The 15,981-nt window shown below is 71.3% G+C and carries 14 protein-coding genes and 1 tRNA gene; 14 read left to right on the top strand and 1 reads right to left on the bottom strand.

The genetic code is table 11. The annotated features are described in order from the left end of the window. Nucleotides 1–47: 47 nt before the first annotated feature. From ACGFR7_RS21945 to ACGFR7_RS21955, 3 genes are all read left to right on the top strand, one after another. The gene (locus ACGFR7_RS21945; protein ID WP_393321683.1) at nt 48–1,721 is read left to right on the top strand and encodes an ABC-F family ATP-binding cassette domain-containing protein; all 1,674 of its coding nucleotides are present in this window, start codon (nt 48–50) and stop codon (nt 1,719–1,721) included. 119 nt (nt 1,722–1,840) lie between these two features. Further along, nucleotides 1,841–1,914: transfer RNA gene (locus tag ACGFR7_RS21950), tRNA-Met, on the top strand. Nucleotides 1,915–2,290: 376 nt separating this feature from the next. Further along, the gene (locus ACGFR7_RS21955; RefSeq protein WP_393321685.1) at nt 2,291–2,782 is read left to right on the top strand and encodes an ATP-binding protein; all 492 of its coding nucleotides are present in this window, start codon (nt 2,291–2,293) and stop codon (nt 2,780–2,782) included. Here ACGFR7_RS21955 and idi read toward each other — a convergent pair. Continuing rightward, a complete protein-coding gene (gene idi, locus ACGFR7_RS21960) occupies nt 2,757–3,368 on the bottom strand; it encodes an isopentenyl-diphosphate Delta-isomerase (protein ID WP_393321688.1) in 612 nt (203 codons plus the stop codon). The genes ACGFR7_RS21955 and idi overlap by 26 nt on opposite strands. Before the next feature lie 559 nt (nt 3,369–3,927). Between idi and ACGFR7_RS21965 the strand changes: the two genes are divergently transcribed. The 11 genes from ACGFR7_RS21965 to ACGFR7_RS22015 all read left to right on the top strand — a co-directional run bounded on the left by ACGFR7_RS21965 (nt 3,928) and on the right by ACGFR7_RS22015 (nt 15,919). Then, nucleotides 3,928–5,733 carry a DUF5941 domain-containing protein gene (locus tag ACGFR7_RS21965; RefSeq protein ID WP_393321780.1) on the top strand — a complete coding sequence of 602 codons (1,806 nt, stop codon included), beginning with the start codon at nt 3,928–3,930 and terminating at the stop codon, nt 5,731–5,733. Continuing rightward, nucleotides 5,730–6,467 (top strand): sugar phosphate nucleotidyltransferase, encoded by a 738-nt coding sequence (locus ACGFR7_RS21970; RefSeq protein ID WP_086720811.1) that lies wholly within the window; start codon nt 5,730–5,732, stop codon nt 6,465–6,467. The genes ACGFR7_RS21965 and ACGFR7_RS21970 overlap by 4 nt, the downstream gene beginning before the upstream one ends. Then, nucleotides 6,455–7,516 (top strand): iron-containing alcohol dehydrogenase family protein, encoded by a 1,062-nt coding sequence (locus ACGFR7_RS21975; RefSeq protein ID WP_393321691.1) that lies wholly within the window; start codon nt 6,455–6,457, stop codon nt 7,514–7,516. The genes ACGFR7_RS21970 and ACGFR7_RS21975 overlap by 13 nt, the downstream gene beginning before the upstream one ends. Further along, the gene (locus ACGFR7_RS21980; RefSeq protein ID WP_393321694.1) at nt 7,494–8,273 is read left to right on the top strand and encodes a CDP-alcohol phosphatidyltransferase family protein; all 780 of its coding nucleotides are present in this window, start codon (nt 7,494–7,496) and stop codon (nt 8,271–8,273) included. Before ACGFR7_RS21975 ends, ACGFR7_RS21980 begins: the two co-directional genes overlap by 23 nt. A 23-nt stretch (nt 8,274–8,296) precedes the next feature. Beyond that, a complete protein-coding gene (locus ACGFR7_RS21985; RefSeq protein WP_393321783.1) occupies nt 8,297–9,169 on the top strand; it encodes a glycosyltransferase family 2 protein in 873 nt (290 codons plus the stop codon). A gap of 78 nt (nt 9,170–9,247) precedes the next feature. Further along, complete coding sequence (locus ACGFR7_RS21990) at nt 9,248–10,177, top strand: ABC transporter permease (RefSeq protein WP_393321697.1); 930 nt, start codon at nt 9,248–9,250, stop codon at nt 10,175–10,177. Then, nucleotides 10,170–10,973, top strand: a complete 804-nt coding sequence (locus ACGFR7_RS21995; protein ID WP_393321700.1) for an ABC transporter ATP-binding protein — start codon at nt 10,170–10,172, stop codon at nt 10,971–10,973. Before ACGFR7_RS21990 ends, ACGFR7_RS21995 begins: the two co-directional genes overlap by 8 nt. Before the next feature lie 450 nt (nt 10,974–11,423). Then, nucleotides 11,424–12,290, top strand: coding sequence for a squalene synthase HpnC (hpnC, locus tag ACGFR7_RS22000; protein ID WP_393321703.1), 867 nt, complete (start codon nt 11,424–11,426; stop codon nt 12,288–12,290). Then, nucleotides 12,287–13,240 carry a presqualene diphosphate synthase HpnD gene (gene hpnD / locus ACGFR7_RS22005; protein WP_393321706.1) on the top strand — a complete coding sequence of 318 codons (954 nt, stop codon included), beginning with the start codon at nt 12,287–12,289 and terminating at the stop codon, nt 13,238–13,240. The genes hpnC and hpnD overlap by 4 nt, the downstream gene beginning before the upstream one ends. 100 nt (nt 13,241–13,340) lie before the next feature. Continuing rightward, complete coding sequence (gene hpnE / locus ACGFR7_RS22010) at nt 13,341–14,801, top strand: hydroxysqualene dehydroxylase HpnE (RefSeq protein WP_393321708.1); 1,461 nt, start codon at nt 13,341–13,343, stop codon at nt 14,799–14,801. 53 nt (nt 14,802–14,854) lie between these two features. Then, nucleotides 14,855–15,919: a polyprenyl synthetase family protein gene (locus tag ACGFR7_RS22015; RefSeq protein WP_393321712.1), complete on the top strand. Its 1,065-nt coding sequence runs from the start codon at nt 14,855–14,857 to the stop codon at nt 15,917–15,919. Nucleotides 15,920–15,981 lie beyond the last annotated feature (62 nt).

Below are 15,981 nucleotides of genomic sequence, written 5' to 3' on the forward strand. Positions count from 1 at the left end.
TATTAGAGCGACCGCGACGGACCGGGCCGGATACGATCGGCGGCCTGATGTCAGCAACTCTTGTCGCCAAAGATCTCGCCGCCGGCCACGGCGAGCGCGTCCTGTTCTCCGGCCTCGATCTGGTCGTCGCCCCCGGCGACGTGGTCGGCCTCGTCGGCGCCAACGGCGCGGGCAAGTCCACGCTGCTGCGCCTGCTGGCCGGCCTGGACACCCCGGAGGACGGCACGCTCTCGATCGGCCCGCCCACCGCCACGGTCGGCCACCTCCCGCAGGAGCCCGACCGCCGCCCGGGAGAGACCGTACGCGCCTTCTTCGCCCGCCGTACCGGTGTGACCGACGCCCAGCTCGCCCTGGACACCGCCACCCAGGCACTGGTCGACGAGCGGCCCGGCGCCGACGACGCCTATGCCACGGCGCTGGAGCGCTGGCTCGCGCTGGGCGCGGCCGACCTCGACGAACGCGCCGAGGAGACCGCCGGACAGCTCGGCCTGTCCATCGGCCTCGACCAGCCGATGACCACGCTCTCCGGCGGCCAGGCCGCCCGTGCCTCGCTCGCCTCGCTGCTGCTCTCCCGTTACGACATCTTCCTGCTCGACGAGCCGACCAACGACCTCGACCTGGACGGCCTGCACCGGCTGGAGTCCTTCGTCGCGGGGCTGCGCGCCGGCACCGTCCTGGTCAGCCACGACCGCGAGTTCCTGACCCGCACGGTCACCCGCGTCGTCGAACTCGACCTCACCCAGCAGCAGGTCAACACCTACGGCGGTGGCTACACCTCCTACCTGGAGGAGCGCGAACGGGCCCGGCGTCATGCGCGGGAGCAGTACGAGGACTACGCCGACACCAAGGCCGCCCTGGAGACCCGGGCGCACACCCAGCGCAACTGGATGGAGAAGGGCGTCAAGAACGCCCGCCGCAAGGCTCCCGACAACGACAAGATCGGCCGCAAGGCCCGGGTGGAGGCCACCGAGAAGCAGGCCGCCAAGGCCAAGCAGACCCAGCGCCTGATCGAGCGGATGGAGGTCGTGGAGGAACCGCGCAAGGAGTGGGAGCTGCGGATGGAGATCGCCGCCGCGCCCCGGGCCGGCGCGGTCGTGGCCACCCTGCGCGGCGCCGGCCTGCGGCGCGGCGACTTCCGCTTCGGCCCGGTGGATCTGCAGATCGACTGGGCGGACCGGGTCGCCATCACCGGCCCCAACGGCTCCGGCAAGTCGACCCTGCTCGCCGCCCTGCTCGGCCGGCTCCCGCTGGACACCGGGCACGCCGCCCTGGGCCCCGGCGTGGTGGTCGGTGAGGTCGACCAGGCGCGCGGCCGGCTCTTCGGCGCATCCGGCTCGGGCGACCGGGCACAGGGAGATCAGCCGCTGATGGACGCCTTCCGGGCCTGTGTCCCCGACCTCCCGCCCGCCGATGTCCGTACGCTGCTGGCGAAGTTCGGGCTGAAGGCGGCGCATGTGCTGCGCCCGGCGCGCACCCTGTCACCGGGGGAGCGGACCCGCGCCGCGCTGGCCCTCCTCCAGGGCCGCGGGGTCAATCTCCTCGTCCTGGACGAGCCGACCAACCACCTCGATCTGCCGGCCATCGAACAGCTGGAGTCCGCGCTCGCCTCGTACCGCGGCACCCTGCTGCTGGTCACGCACGACCGCCGGATGCTCGAAGCGGTGCACACCACCCGCCGTATCGAGGTCGACGGCGGACGGGTCACCGACCGGACGGTCTGAGGACGTGGCCGGATCGCCGCCTGACAGGGCGGCGATCCGGGACCGGCGGGCCCGCGGTCACCCGTGGTGATTATCGATTTGGTCCTGAGGCGGCCGACCCGTAGTGTGGTGTTCACCGACGCGGGGTGGAGCAGCTCGGTAGCTCGCTGGGCTCATAACCCAGAGGTCGCAGGTTCAAATCCTGTCCCCGCTACTGAAACAGTGCGGGGGGGGGGGGGGGGGGGGGGGGGCGCGGCGGCGGGGGGGGGGGCGGGGCGGCGGCCACGCCGGGCGCGCACCCCCCCCCCCCCCCCCCAAACCCCCCCCCCCCCCCCCCACCCCCCCCCGGGGGGCCCCCCCCCCCCCCCCCCCCCCCCCCCCCCGCACTGTGCGTTCCGGACGGACCTCCCGGGGGAGCGGATCGTACGGGGGTCACCTCCGGTAAGTCCGCGAACAACCCATAAAAGCAACAGGATCGGTCGCCGGGGCGATCGCCTCATTCGCAATCGGCCATAAGGCGTCGATAGGCGCTGACTTGTGTTCAGCTGGCCGGTCCGGACCAACGCATTCTCAACACTCTTCCTGTGAGGATGCCTTCCGGACCCCCTGCAGAACCCCCCGAAGAGCTGACCTCCCCGCTCGCGTACGAAGGTGTCTGGCGGTTCACCGCCCCGGCGCTGGAGTCTTCGGTGCCGCAGGCACGCCACGCGGTCCGGGATCTGCTCGCCGAACAGCGTGTTCCCGTGGCCGCCGAGATCATGGACGGCCTGTTGCTCATCGTCTCCGAACTCGTCACCAACGCCGTGCGGCACGCCGCCCTGCTCTCGCCCCAGATCGCCGTCCAGGTCACCATCGGGGCGAACTGGCTACGGGTCGCGGTCGAGGACAGCCACCCCTACCGCCCCAAGGCACTGGAGGCGGATCAGGGTGACGTCGGCGGCCGCGGCCTGTGGCTCGTCAAGACGCTCACCGCGGAGGCGGGCGGCAAATGCGACGTGGAGAACACGAGGAACGGCGGCAAGGCCATCTGGGCCGAGCTGCCGCTCATCCCGCTCGCTACCAGCCCGCCGAACCTCCGGTGAGCTCGCGCACCGCCGGTCGCGCCGCGTCCAGCACGGTCATGAACCAGGCGGAGAACGGTGCCTCGGCATGCCGCTCGGCCAGCTCCTCCGGCGTCACGAAGGCGATCTCGCCGATCTCCTCGGGGTCGGGCGCCGGCTCGGCCCGTACCAGCCCGACGAACAGGTGGTTGTACTCCTGCTCGACGAGGCCGGAGGCCGGGTCGGGATGGTTGTAACGCACGGTGCCCGCCTCAGCCAGCAGGGTGGGCGCCAGGCCCAGCTCCTCGGAGGTCCGCCGGGCCGCGGCCACGAACGGTGCCTCACCGGGATACGGGTGCCCGCAGCAGGTGTTGGACCACACACCGGGAGAGTGGTACTTCCCCAGCGCCCGGCGCTGCAGCAGCAGCCGCCCCTTCTCGTCGAAGAGGAAGACGGAGAACGCCCGGTGCAGCTGCCCGGGGGCCTGGTGGGCCGCGAGTTTTTCCGCGGTGCCGATCGTCGTACCGTCCTCGTCGACCAGCTCCAGCATGATCGGTTCGGCGGCGCCGCCCGGTGTGCTCACCGCCGGGTCCCCGGCGGTCTGTCCGTTGGCAGGTGTGATCGGCATGCCCATCCTTGTCGTCGGTCTTCGACGCCAAGTCTGCCCTAGCCGGGTCCGCATCACCGGCACAGCGGGTGCGCGGCGCCACATGCCAGCGCGCCGCTCATGCCGTGCGCCCGGCCGTGAGATGGTCCACACCCGCTGCCGCGTCCCGCACCCCCGATACGGACGGCGCCGCGCGTCCCCGTGACGGCGGCGCCGGACGGCGGCCGCCCCCCGGACCTGGGATGGCTCTCGCCACACCGGCCCCGGCACAACCCGCCCGCCCCGTGACCAGCCCGCTCATAACCGGCACCGGAGGGAATGCCAGGTCCGCGGGCCAGTTGTTCATGGACCACCTGATCCACCATGATGATCGCGGCAGGCGCAGCCGTCGGTCACTCGATCGAGCGGTGAATGCGCGGTGAACGGCCGCATCCGGCGATCCGATAGCCTCTGCCGACGTGCCACCCCAGCCCACCGGGCGCCAGGTGTGCCACGCCCGCTGCCCGGGTAGTTCGTATCGAATGCGGATCGATCACGAACCGTCCGTGCTGCCTTGTCAGCATCCAAGGAGTGAGTTCGACTGTCGACCGCCATCCTCACCGGTCCGCCGGTCGCCGGGTCGCCGCTCGAAGCCGACCTGCGCACGCTGGGCTTTGACGTCCGTACCGCGGACGATGCCGCGTCCGCCGCCGAGCTGCTCGCCGCGGTGCCCGCCCAGGAGCGGGTCGCCGTCGTCGACCCCCGTTTCGTCGGCCATCTGCACGCCTTGCGGCTCGCACTGACCGACCCCCGTTTCCCCGCCGCGGCGGTGCCGGGCGCGCTCACCGCGCAGCCCGAGGCGCGCCCCGCGCTGACCCGTGCGGTCGGCAGGATCCCGGTCGGCGCCGGCACCGCCCACCTCACGGACGTCCTCACCGACACCCTCACCGAATCCCTCGACCACGAGGTGCCCGGACTGCACCGCGTCGAGCTCGGCAGCCTGGTCGCCACCGTCGCGCTCACCCCGGCACAGCGCGAGGACGCCAGGGAAGCCGTCGACGCCGTCGACGACGAGGCCGTACGGCTGCGCACCGCGGTGAAATCCCGTGACGGGTTCTTCACCACGTACTGCATCAGCCCGTACTCCCGCTACCTCGCCCGCTGGTGCGCGCGCCGCGGGCTGACCCCCAACCAGGTCACCACCGCGTCCCTGCTCACCGCGCTGATCGCGGCCGGCTGCGCGGCCACCGGAACCCGCGGCGGCTTCGTCGCGGCCGGCTTCCTGCTGCTGTTCTCCTTCGTCCTGGACTGCGCCGACGGGCAGCTCGCCCGCTACTCCCTGCAGTACTCGACGATGGGCGCCTGGCTCGATGCGACCTTCGACCGGGCCAAGGAGTACGCGTACTACGCGGGCCTGGCCCTGGGCGCGGTCCGCGGCGGCGACGACGTATGGGCGCTGGCGCTGGGCGCGATGGTGCTGCAGATCTGCCGCCATGTCGTCGACTTCTCCTTCAACGAGGCGAACCACGACGCGACCGCCAACACCAGCCCCACCGCCGCGCTCTCCGACAAGCTCGACAGCGTCGGCTGGACGGTCTGGCTGCGCCGCATGATCGTGCTGCCCATCGGTGAGCGCTGGGCCATGATCGCGGTGCTCACCGCGCTCACCACCCCGCGCATCGTCTTCTACGCCCTGCTCATCGGCTGTGCGCTGGCCGCCTGCTACACCACGGCAGGACGGGTGCTGCGCTCGCTCACCCGCCGGGCCCGCCGCACCGACCGCGCCGCCCAGGCGCTGGCCGATCTCGCCGACTCCGGGCCGCTCGCCGAGCTGATCGCCGGCCGTGGCCACGGCCGCGGCCGCACCGGTTCCTTCCTGGCGCCGGTCATGGCGTTTCTCTCAGCCGCCGTGCTGCTGGTCTGGGTGATCTTCCAGCGCGACCCGATGTCCTGGCTCACCGTCGGCATCGCCGTCTGCTCCGCGCTGCTGGCCGGCGCAGCCGTGGCCCGGCCGCTCAAGGGCGCCCTCGACTGGCTCGTTCCGCCCTTCTTCCGGATCGGCGAATACGTCACGATTCTGGTCCTGGCCGCCCGTGCGGACGTCCCCGGAGCGCTGCCCGCGGCGTTCGGGCTGGTCGCGGCGGTCGCCTACCATCACTACGACACGGTCTACCGCATCCGCGGTGGCACCGGAGCCCCTCCGCGGTGGCTCGTCCGGGCGACCGGCGGACATGAGGGACGGATCCTCGTGATCACCGTTCTCGCCGCCGCTCTGTCCCCCTCAGGTTTCACAATCGCGCTGACGGCCCTTGCTGTGGTCCTGGCGCTGCTGGTGCTCATCGAGAGCATCCGTTTCTGGGTGTCCTCCCAAGCACCCGCCGTACACGATGAAGGAGAACCCGCATGATCGGCCTCGTGCTGGCTGCCGGCGCCGGACGGCGTCTGCGCCCCTACACCGACACCCTGCCCAAGGCTCTGGTGCCGGTCGACGGGGACACCACCATCCTCGACCTGACCCTCGGCAACTTCGCCGAGATCGGCCTGACCGAGGTCGCGATCATCGTCGGCTACCGCAAGGAAGCCGTCTACGAGCGCAAGGAGGCCCTGGAGCAGAAGTACGGCCTCAAGCTCACCCTCATCGACAACGACAAGGCCGAGGAGTGGAACAACGCCTACTCCCTGTGGTGCGGTCGTGACTCCATCAAGCACACCGTGATCCTCGCCAACGGCGACACCGTGCACCCGGTCTCCGTCGAGAAGACCCTGCTCGCCGCCCGCGGCAACGGCCAGAAGATCATCCTTGCCCTCGACACGGTCAAGCAGCTGGCCGACGAGGAGATGAAGGTCGTCGTGGACCCCGCCAAGGGCGTCCAGAAGATCACCAAGCTGATGGACCCGGCCGAGGCGACCGGTGAGTACATCGGTGTCACCCTCATCGAGGGCGAGGCCGCCGAGGAGCTGGCCGACGCCCTGAAGACGACCTTCGAGCGGGACCCCGACCTCTACTACGAGGACGGCTACCAGGAGCTCGTCAACCGCGGCTTCAAGGTGGACGTGGCCCCGATCGGCGACGTCAAGTGGGTCGAGATCGACAACCACGACGACCTGGCGAAGGGCCGTGACATCGCATGCCAGTACTGACCCGCCTCATTCCGTCCCCGGTCGTCGTTGACATCAACGCCGGCGCCCTGGACGACCTGGCGGGCCTGCTGGCCGATCAGCGCATCTCCGCGTCGGGCAAGCTCGCCATCGCGATCAGCGGCGGCTCGGGGGCACGGCTGCGCGAGCGGCTGTCCCCCGCGCTGCCCGGCGCCGAGTGGTACGAGGTCGGCGGCGGCACCCTGGACGAAGCGATCAAGCTCGCCGACGCCATGAAGAAGGGGCACTACGACGCGGTCGTGGGCCTCGGCGGCGGCAAGATCATCGACTGCGCCAAGTTCGCCGCGGCCCGCATCGGCCTGCCGCTGGTCGCCGTCGCGACGAACCTGTCGCACGACGGCCTGTGCTCGCCGGTCGCCACCCTCGACAACGACGCGGGCCGCGGTTCCTACGGTGTGCCGAACCCGATCGCCGTGGTGATCGACCTCGACATCATCCGTGAGGCCCCGGTCCGGTTCGTCCGCTCCGGCATCGGTGACGCGATCTCCAACATCTCCGCGGTCGCGGACTGGGAGCTCTCGCACCGGGAGACCGGCGAGGCGATCGACGGACTGGCCGCCGCCATGGCACGCCAGGCCGGCGAGGCCGTGCTCCGCCACCCCGGCGGGGTCGGCGACGACGCCTTCCTCCAGGTGCTGGCCGAGGGCCTGGTCCTGACCGGCATCTCGATGTCGGTGGCCGGTGACAGCCGTCCGGCGTCCGGCGCCTGCCACGAGATCAACCACGCGCTCGACATCCTCTACCCCAAGCGCGCCGCGAGCCACGGCGAGCAGTGCGGCCTCGCCGCCGCCTTCGCCACGCATCTGCGCGGGGACAAGGAGACCCGTGACCTGATGGTCCAGGTGCTGCGCCGGCACGGACTGCCGGTCACGCCGGGCGAGATCGGCTTCACGGACGAGGAGTTCGTCGAGGCCGTCGAGTACGCACCCAAGACCCGCCCGGGGCGCTACACCATCCTCGAACACCTCGACCTGTCCACCGACCAGATCAGGGACGCCTACGCCGACTATGCACAAGCCATCGGTAGCTGAGCTCCGGCCGGTCGTTCACCCCCCGGGGGTGAAGGACCGGCGGAGCGGCGAGCACTGGGCCGGCCGGCTCTACATGCGCGAGCTCTCGCTGCGCATCGACCGCCACCTGGTGAACACACGGATCACCCCCAACCAGCTGACCTACGTGATGACCGTGGCCGGCGTCCTCGCCGCACCCGCGCTGCTGGTGCCGGGGATCGCGGGGGCCCTGCTCGGCGTGCTGATGGTCCAGCTCTACCTGCTGCTCGACTGTGTCGACGGCGAGGTCGCCCGCTGGAAGAAGCAGTTCTCCCTGGGCGGGGTGTACCTGGACCGGGTCGGCGCCTACCTGTGCGACGCCGCGGTGCTCGTCGGCTTCGGCCTGCGCGCCGCTGACCTGTGGGGAGCCGGGCGGATCGACTGGCTGTGGGCCTTCCTCGGCACCCTCGCCGCGCTGGGCGCCATCCTGATCAAGGCCGAGACCGACCTCGTCGGTGTCGCCCGTCACCAGGGCGGTCTTCCGCCGGTCAAGGAGACGGCGTCCGAGCCGCGCTCGTCCGGTATGGCGCTGGCCCGCAAGGCTGCCGCGGCGCTGAAGTTCCACCGCCTGGTCCTCGGGGTCGAGGCCTCCCTGCTGATCCTGGCCCTGGCGGTCCTGGACCAGGTCAGGGGCGATCTGTTCTTCTCGCGGCTCGGCGTCGCCGTGCTGGCGGGCATCGCGCTCCTGCAGACCCTGCTGCACCTCGTGTCCATCCTCGCCTCCAGCAGGCTCAAGTGACGGGAGCCGGTGTGGGTAGGAGCATGCGGCTCGGTGCGGTTGTCCTGACCATGGGCAACCGCCCCGAGGAACTGCGCGCGCTGCTGGACTCGGTCGCCAAGCAGGAGGGCGACCCGATCGAGATCGCGGTCGTCGGCAACGGCTCGCCGCTGCCCGAGCTCCCCGAGGGCGTACGGACCGTCGAGCTGCCGGAGAACGTCGGCATCCCGGCCGGCCGCAATGTCGGTATCGAGGCGTTCGGCCCCGGCGGCAGCGAGGTCGACGTCCTGCTCTTCCTGGACGACGACGGGCTGCTGGCCAGGGAGGACACCGCGAAGCTGTGCCGGGAGGCCTTCACCGCCGACCCCGAGCTCGGGATCATCAGCTTCCGGATCGCCGACCCGGACACGGGGGAGACCCAGCGCCGCCATGTGCCGCGGCTGCGGGCCTCGGACCCCCTGCGCTCGTCGCGGGTCACCACCTTCCTCGGCGGTGCCAACGCGGTCCGTACGCAGGTGTTCGAGGAGGTCGGCGGGCTGCCCGACGACTTCTTCTACGCCCACGAGGAGACCGATCTGGCCTGGCGGGCGCTGGACGCCGGCTGGCAGATCGACTACCGGTCGGACATGGTGCTCTTCCATCCGACGACGGCGCCGGCCCGGCATGCGGTCTACCACCGGATGGTGGCCCGTAACCGGGTGTGGCTGGCCCGGCGCAACCTCCCCGCCGCGCTGGTTCCGGTCTATCTCGGTGTCTGGTTTCTGCTCACCCTCGCCCGCCGGCCGTCGCGACCGGCGCTGCGGGCCTGGCTGGGCGGCTTCAAGGAGGGCTGGGCGACCCCGAGCGGTCCCAGGCGCCCGATGAAGTGGGCTACCGTTTGGCGACTGACCCGACTGGGTCGCCCTCCCGTCATCTGACAAGCTCGTATCTGAGAGCATCAGGCGCGAACCGGGGCGTGGCCCCGGCAGCGCACCTTGAGGACGAAAGTGTCAACTGTGAGCGAGACCACGCACGACGGTGCGGTCGCCATGAGTGCCCCGCCATCTTCCGATGAGGGGCTCACCCCTGCCCAGCGGGCCCAGAAGTACGGGCTCTCGCAGAGCGGGGCCCGTCCCTCGCTGCCGGAGTACGTCCGGCAGCTGTGGGACCGGCGGCATTTCATCTCCGCGTTCGCCAGCGCCAAGCTGACGGCGCAGTACAGCCAGGCCAAGCTGGGCCAGGTCTGGCAGGTCCTGACCCCGCTGCTCAACGCGGCCGTCTACTACTTGATCTTCGGTAAGCTGATCGGCACGAGCCGGGGCGTCCCCGACTTCGTCCCGTTCCTGGTGACGGGTGTCTTCATCTTCACCTTCACCCAGAGCTCGGTGATGGCGGGTACGAGGGCGATCTCCGGCAACCTGGGTCTGGTGCGGGCGCTGCACTTCCCGCGGGCCTGTCTGCCGATCTCGTTCTGCCTGATGCAGCTGCAGCAGCTGCTGTTCTCCATGGGCGTGCTGGTGATCATCCTGCTCGGCTTCGGGCAGGTCCCGACCTGGTCGTGGCTGCTGGTCTTCCCTGCGCTGACGCTGCAGTTCATCTTCAACACGGGCCTGGCGATGGTCATGGCGCGGATGGGGGCGAAGACCCCGGACATGGCGCAGCTGATGCCCTTCATCATGCGGACGTGGATGTACGCGTCCGGCGTGATGTTCAGCATCGACCTGATCCTGAAGGGCAAGCACGTCCCTGCCTTCGTGGAGGTCCTGCTCAACGCCAACCCGGCGGCCGTCTACATCGACCTGATGCGTTTCGCGCTGATCGACAGCTTCACCGCCGCGAAGCTGCCCCCGCATGTGTGGGCGTTCGCCGGCGGCTGGGCGCTGCTGATGGGTGTGGTCGGCTTTGTGTACTTCTGGAAGGCTGAGGAGCGGTACGGACGTGGCTGAACAGAAGAACGGCATCGAGCCGGCCGAGGCCGCCGAGGCCCGCGTCCCGACGGTGATCGCGGACGATCTGCACATCGTCTACCGCGTCTACGGCACCGGCGCGGGCAGGGGCAGCGCCACCGCGGCGCTGAACCGCATCGTCCGCCGCAAGCCCTCCTCGGGCGTGCGCGAGGTGCACGCGGTCAAGGGCGTCTCGTTCACCGCCTACCGGGGCGAGTCGATCGGCCTGATCGGCTCCAACGGTTCGGGCAAGTCGACGCTGCTCAAGGCGGTCGCCGGGCTGCTGCCCGCCGAGCGCGGCAAGGTCTACACCCACGGCCAGCCCTCGCTGCTGGGCGTGAACGCGGCCCTGATGAACGACCTGACCGGCGAGAAGAACGTTTTGTTGGGCGGGCTGGCCATGGGCATGAGCCGCGAACAGGTCCGCGAGCGCTACGACGGCATCGTCGACTTCTCCGGCATCAACGAGAAGGGCGACTTCATCTCGCTGCCGATGCGCACCTACTCCTCCGGGATGGCGGCCCGGCTGCGGTTCTCCATCGCCGCGGCCAAGGACCACGACGTGCTGATGATCGACGAGGCCCTGGCCACCGGCGACCGCAGCTTCCAGAAGCGCTCCGAGGCCCGCATCCGCGAACTGCGCAAGGAGGCCGGCACGGTCTTCCTCGTCAGCCACAACAACAAGTCCATCCGCGACACCTGCGACCGGACCCTGTGGCTGGAGCGCGGCGAACTGCTGATGGACGGCCCGACGGATGAAGTGATCAAGGCGTACGAAAAGGAGACGGGCAAATAGTCCGTCCCGCACCCGAAGGCCTCTGCGAGTCCGCCTCGCGGGGGCCTTCGGGCGTGACGAAAAGGTCAACTCCGTTGACACCTGGAACGGTTCGGGCGTAAAGGATGTTGACGGGCTTGTCGCCCGGGGCTTCGGTACCCCCTCGGACGCGGGCGAGGTGTACGGCGTAAGCTGTACGGGTGCCGAACGGCACAAGTGGGATATGTCGGGCAATGCTCGCCCAAATGGGTGATGCGGGCTCGATCAGGGCGTGGCGCCGACTGCGGCGTGTCCGAAATGGGATGTTTTGGCTTGGCGGTGTAGAACGGGAGACGTGACGGCAATGGCTACTGGTTCGCTCCGGCACCGGAATGCGCCGGGCAGCCCCCGGTGAGCCGAGACAACGAGCAGGCGCGTCGCGCCTTCCTCCGGAGGGGGGCGGCAGGTGACGGACGGGAGCAGACGCGCACCGTGCTCGATCAGGCCGCACACGAGAACTTCCCCGTCGCGCCGTTCTTCCTGCCCCGTGCCTGGCGGACCGATCTGATGGCCGTCTACGGCTTCGCCCGGCTCGTCGACGACATCGGTGACGGCGATCTCGCACCCGGCGGCGGCGATGCCGTACTCCTCGGGCTCGACCGCGCACAGTACGACGACCGGCCCGCGCTGCTGGACGCCCTCGAAGCGGACCTGCACCGCGTCTTCAGCGACCGCGCCCCCGGCCCCGGGCATCCGCTGCTGCGCCGCCTCGGCCCGACCGTCCGCCGCTGTGCGCTGACCCCGGGGCCGTTCCTCGACCTCATCGAGGCCAACCGGCAGGACCAGCGGGTGAGCCGCTACGCCACCTACGGCGACCTGGCCGCCTACTGCGAGCTGTCCGCCAACCCTGTCGGCCGCCTCGTCCTCGCCCTCACCGGCACCGCGAGCCCCGCACGCCTCCGCCACTCCGACGCGGTCTGCACCGCCCTCCAGATCGTCGAACACATCCAGGACGTGGCCGAGGACCTGGGGCGCGACCGCATCTACCTGCCGGCCGAGGACAGGAAGCGCTTCGGTGTCGACGAGGCCGATCTGGCCGCGCCGAGCGGGGGCGCATCGGTGCGCGCGCTGATCGCCTACGAGGCCGAACGCGCCCGTGAGCTACTGCGTGAAGGCACCCCGCTGGTGGGTAGCGTCCACGGCAGACTCAAGCTGCTGCTGGCCGGTTTCGTGGCCGGCGGACGCGCTGCACTCCAGGCGGTCGCGGCCGCCGATTACGACGTACTCCCTGGACCGCCCAAGCCGACCAAGCTCAGCCTGCTGCGCGAGGTAGGGGCGACATTGCGAAGAGAGGGGTGAGTCGGACCGTGGAGGCAACCGCACACGCGTCCGCGCCGGTGCTCGCTGCGTACCGCTACTGCGAGGCCGTCACCGGGCAGCAGGCACGGAACTTCGCCTACGGCATCCGGCTGCTGCCGGCCGACAAGCGGCAGGCCATGTCGGCGCTCTACGCCTTCTCCCGCCGGGTCGACGACATCGGCGACGGCACCCTGGAACCCGCCGCCAAGCAACGCCGCCTGGAGGACACCCGGGAGGTGCTGGCCCGCATCAAGGACGGCCGGATCGACGAGGACGACACCGACCCGGTGGCCGTCGCGCTGTCCGACGCCGCCCGCCGCTTCCCGCTGCCGCTGGACGGTCTCGACGAGCTGATCGACGGCGTGCTGATGGATGTGCGCGGCGAGACCTACGAGACCTGGGACGAGCTGCGGGATTACTGCCGCTGCGTCGCCGGCGCCATCGGCCGGCTCTCGCTGGGCGTGTTCGGCACCGTACCGGGCGCGCCGGACGCCGAGCGCGCCTTCGAGTACGCCGACACCCTCGGCCTGGCCTTGCAACTCACCAACATCCTCCGGGATGTTCGCGAGGACGCCGGGAACGGCCGTACGTACCTCCCCGCCGAGGACCTTGCCAAGTTCGGCTGCGCGGCGGGCTTCGAGGGGCCCGTCCCGCCGCCCGGCTCCGACTTCACGGGCCTGGTGCACTTCGAGGTGAATCGTGCCCGCGCGCTGTTCGCCGAGGGATTCCGGCTGCTGCCGATGCTCGACCGGCGCAGCGGCGCCTGCGTGGCCGCGATGGCCGGCATCTACCACCGGCTGCTGACCCGGATCGCCGCCGACCCCGAGGCGGTGCTGCGCGGCCGGGTCTCGCTGCCCGGCCGGGAGAAGGCCTTCGTCGCGGTGCGCGGGCTCTCCGGGCTCGACGCGCGGGCGATCGGCCGGCGGGAGTCCGTGCGGAGGCGTGGATGATGCGCCGGGCGGCGAACGACAGCGGTGATCCCGCTTCAGCGTGGCGGGCAACCCTCCCCGGGCCGGCTGCGTCCCTCACAGCAGTACGGGGGGAGACCACATGACATCGGGAGCCGGGCGGTCCGGCCTGCGGCACGACCTGCCGTCCGGCCGTCCCGCAGGGGCGGCGGCGGTGGTGGTGATCGGCGGCGGACTCGCGGGTACCACGGCGGCGCTTGCGCTGGCCGACGCGGGGCTGCGGGTCACCCTGGTCGAGGGCCGGCCCCGTCTCGGCGGTCTGGTCTTCTCCTTCCGTCGCGAGTCCGGCGCCGGCGAGCTGACCGTCGACAACGGCCAGCATGTCTTTCTGCGCTGCTGCACCGCCTACAGCCGGCTGCTGGAACGGCTCGGCGCCGCGCACCTGGTGCCCCTGCAGGACCGGATGGACGTACCCGTCCTCGACGCCGACCGGATGCGGCTCGGCCGGCTGCGCCGCACGGCACTGCCCGTACCGCTGCACCTCGCCGGGAGCCTGGCCGGCTACCCGCACCTCTCGCCCGCCGAACGCGCCGGAGTCGTCCGCGCCACCCTGGCGCTGAAGGGCCTCGACCCGGCCGACCCCGCCCTGGACCGGCAGGACTTCGGCAGCTGGCTGCGCCGCCACGGCCAGTCCGCCCGCGCCGTCGAGGCGCTGTGGGACCTGGTCGGCATCGCGACCCTCAACGCCCGTGCCGGGGACGCCTCGATGGGCCTGGCCGCCAAGGTCTTCAAGACCGGACTGCTCTCCGCCCCCGGCGCCGCCGACATCGGCTGGGCCCGGGTCCCGCTCGGTGACGTCCACGACGACCTCGCCCGCACGGCCCTGGAGAAGGCCGGTGTCCGCATCGCCCTGCGCACCCGCGCCGGAAGCCTCACGCGCCGCGACGGCGGCTGGCAGGTCACGGTGGAGAAGGGGCCGCACGACAGCGAGCAGCTGACCGCGGACACCGTCGTCCTCGCCGTACCGCAGCGCGAGGCACACGCCCTGCTGCCCGACGCGGCGCTGGACGGCAAGGACCGGCTGCTGGACATCGGCACGGCCCCCATCCTCAACCTCCATGTCGTCTACGACCGCAAGGTGCTGCGCCGCCCCTTCTTCGCCGCGGTCGGCTCCCCGGTCCAGTGGGTCTTCGACCGCACCGACGCCTCGGGGCTGACGGGCCTTCCCGGCCAGGAGCGCAGCCAGTACCTGGCGGTCTCGCAGTCCGCGGCGCAGGAGGAGATCGACCAGCCGGTCGCCAAGCTCCGCGCCCGCTATCTGCCCGAACTGGAGCGGCTGCTGCCCGCCGCCCGCGGCGCCAGGATCCACGACTTCTTCGTCACCCGCGAGCGCACCGCGACCTTTGCGCCCGCGCCGGGCGTCGGCAGGCTCCGCCCCGCCGCCCGCACCCAAACCCCCGGCCTGTTCCTGGCCGGCGCGTGGACCGCCACCGGGTGGCCCGCGACCATGGAAAGCGCTGTGCGCAGCGGCACTGCCGCCGCTCGCGAGGCACTCAGCGAACTCGGCTTCCCCCAGGGCCACTTGCCTCAGGAGGCGGCATGACTACGCGTACGAGCGCTCCCACGAGCACGAGCACCGGAAACAGAGGAGAAACCGTGAATCCGGCTTCCCCAGCTATCGACACCGAGAGCGTCACCGCGCTGCTGGAGCGCGGGCGGACACTCGCCACTCCCGTGCTGCGTGCCGCCGTGGACCGGCTCGCTCCTCCCATGGACACCGTCGCCGCCTACCACTTCGGATGGATCGACGCCGAGGGCCGCCCCACCACGGGCGACAGCGGCAAGGCCGTACGGCCCGCGCTCGCCCTGCTGTCGGCCGAGGCCGCCGGCGCGGCCCCCGAGACCGGTATCCCCGGCGCGGTCGCCGTCGAGCTGGTGCACAACTTCTCGCTGCTGCACGACGACCTCATGGACGGCGACGAGCAGCGCAGGCACCGCGACACCGTCTGGAAGGTGCACGGTCCCGCACAGGCCATCCTCGTCGGTGACGCGCTGTTCGCCCTCGCCAACGAAATACTGCTGGAGCTCGGCACGGTCGACGCCGGCCGGGCCACCCGCCGGCTCACCCAGGCCTCCCTCAAACTGATCGACGGTCAGGCCCAGGACATCTCCTACGAGCACCGCGAGCGGGTCACCGTCGAGGAGTGCCTGGAGATGGAGGGCAACAAGACCGGCGCGCTGCTGGCCTGTGCCGTCTCCATCGGTGCGGTCCTGGGCGGCGCCGACGACCGCACCGCGGACACCCTGGAGCGCTACGGCTACCACCTCGGTCTCGCCTTCCAGGCCGTCGACGATCTGCTCGGCATCTGGGGCGACCCGGACGCCACCGGCAAGCGGCCCTGGAGCGACCTGCGCCAGCGCAAGAAGTCGCTGCCGGTCGTCGCCGCGCTGGCCGCCGAAGGCCCGGCCGCCGAGCGTCTCGCCCGGATCCTCGCCGACGACGCGAAGAAGAGCGAGGCCGAGATCGCCGACTTCACCGAGGAGGAGTTCGCCTCCCGCGCGGCCCTCATCGAGGAGGCCGGCGGCCGCGAGTGGACCTCCCAGGAGGCGCGCCGCCAGCACGCCACCGCCATTGCCGCCCTGAACGAGATCGAGATGCCGGAAAAGGTCCGCGCACAGCTCGTCGCACTCGCGGACTTCGTCGTTGTACGGGAGAGATGAGCACCAGCGACACCGAATAGATCGCAGTCGCCGGTCGGCGCCAGCCGGGCGCCGGCCGACGG

The organism is Streptomyces sp. NPDC048516 (genome assembly GCF_043199875.1).
Classification (GTDB): domain Bacteria; phylum Actinomycetota; class Actinomycetes; order Streptomycetales; family Streptomycetaceae; genus Streptomyces.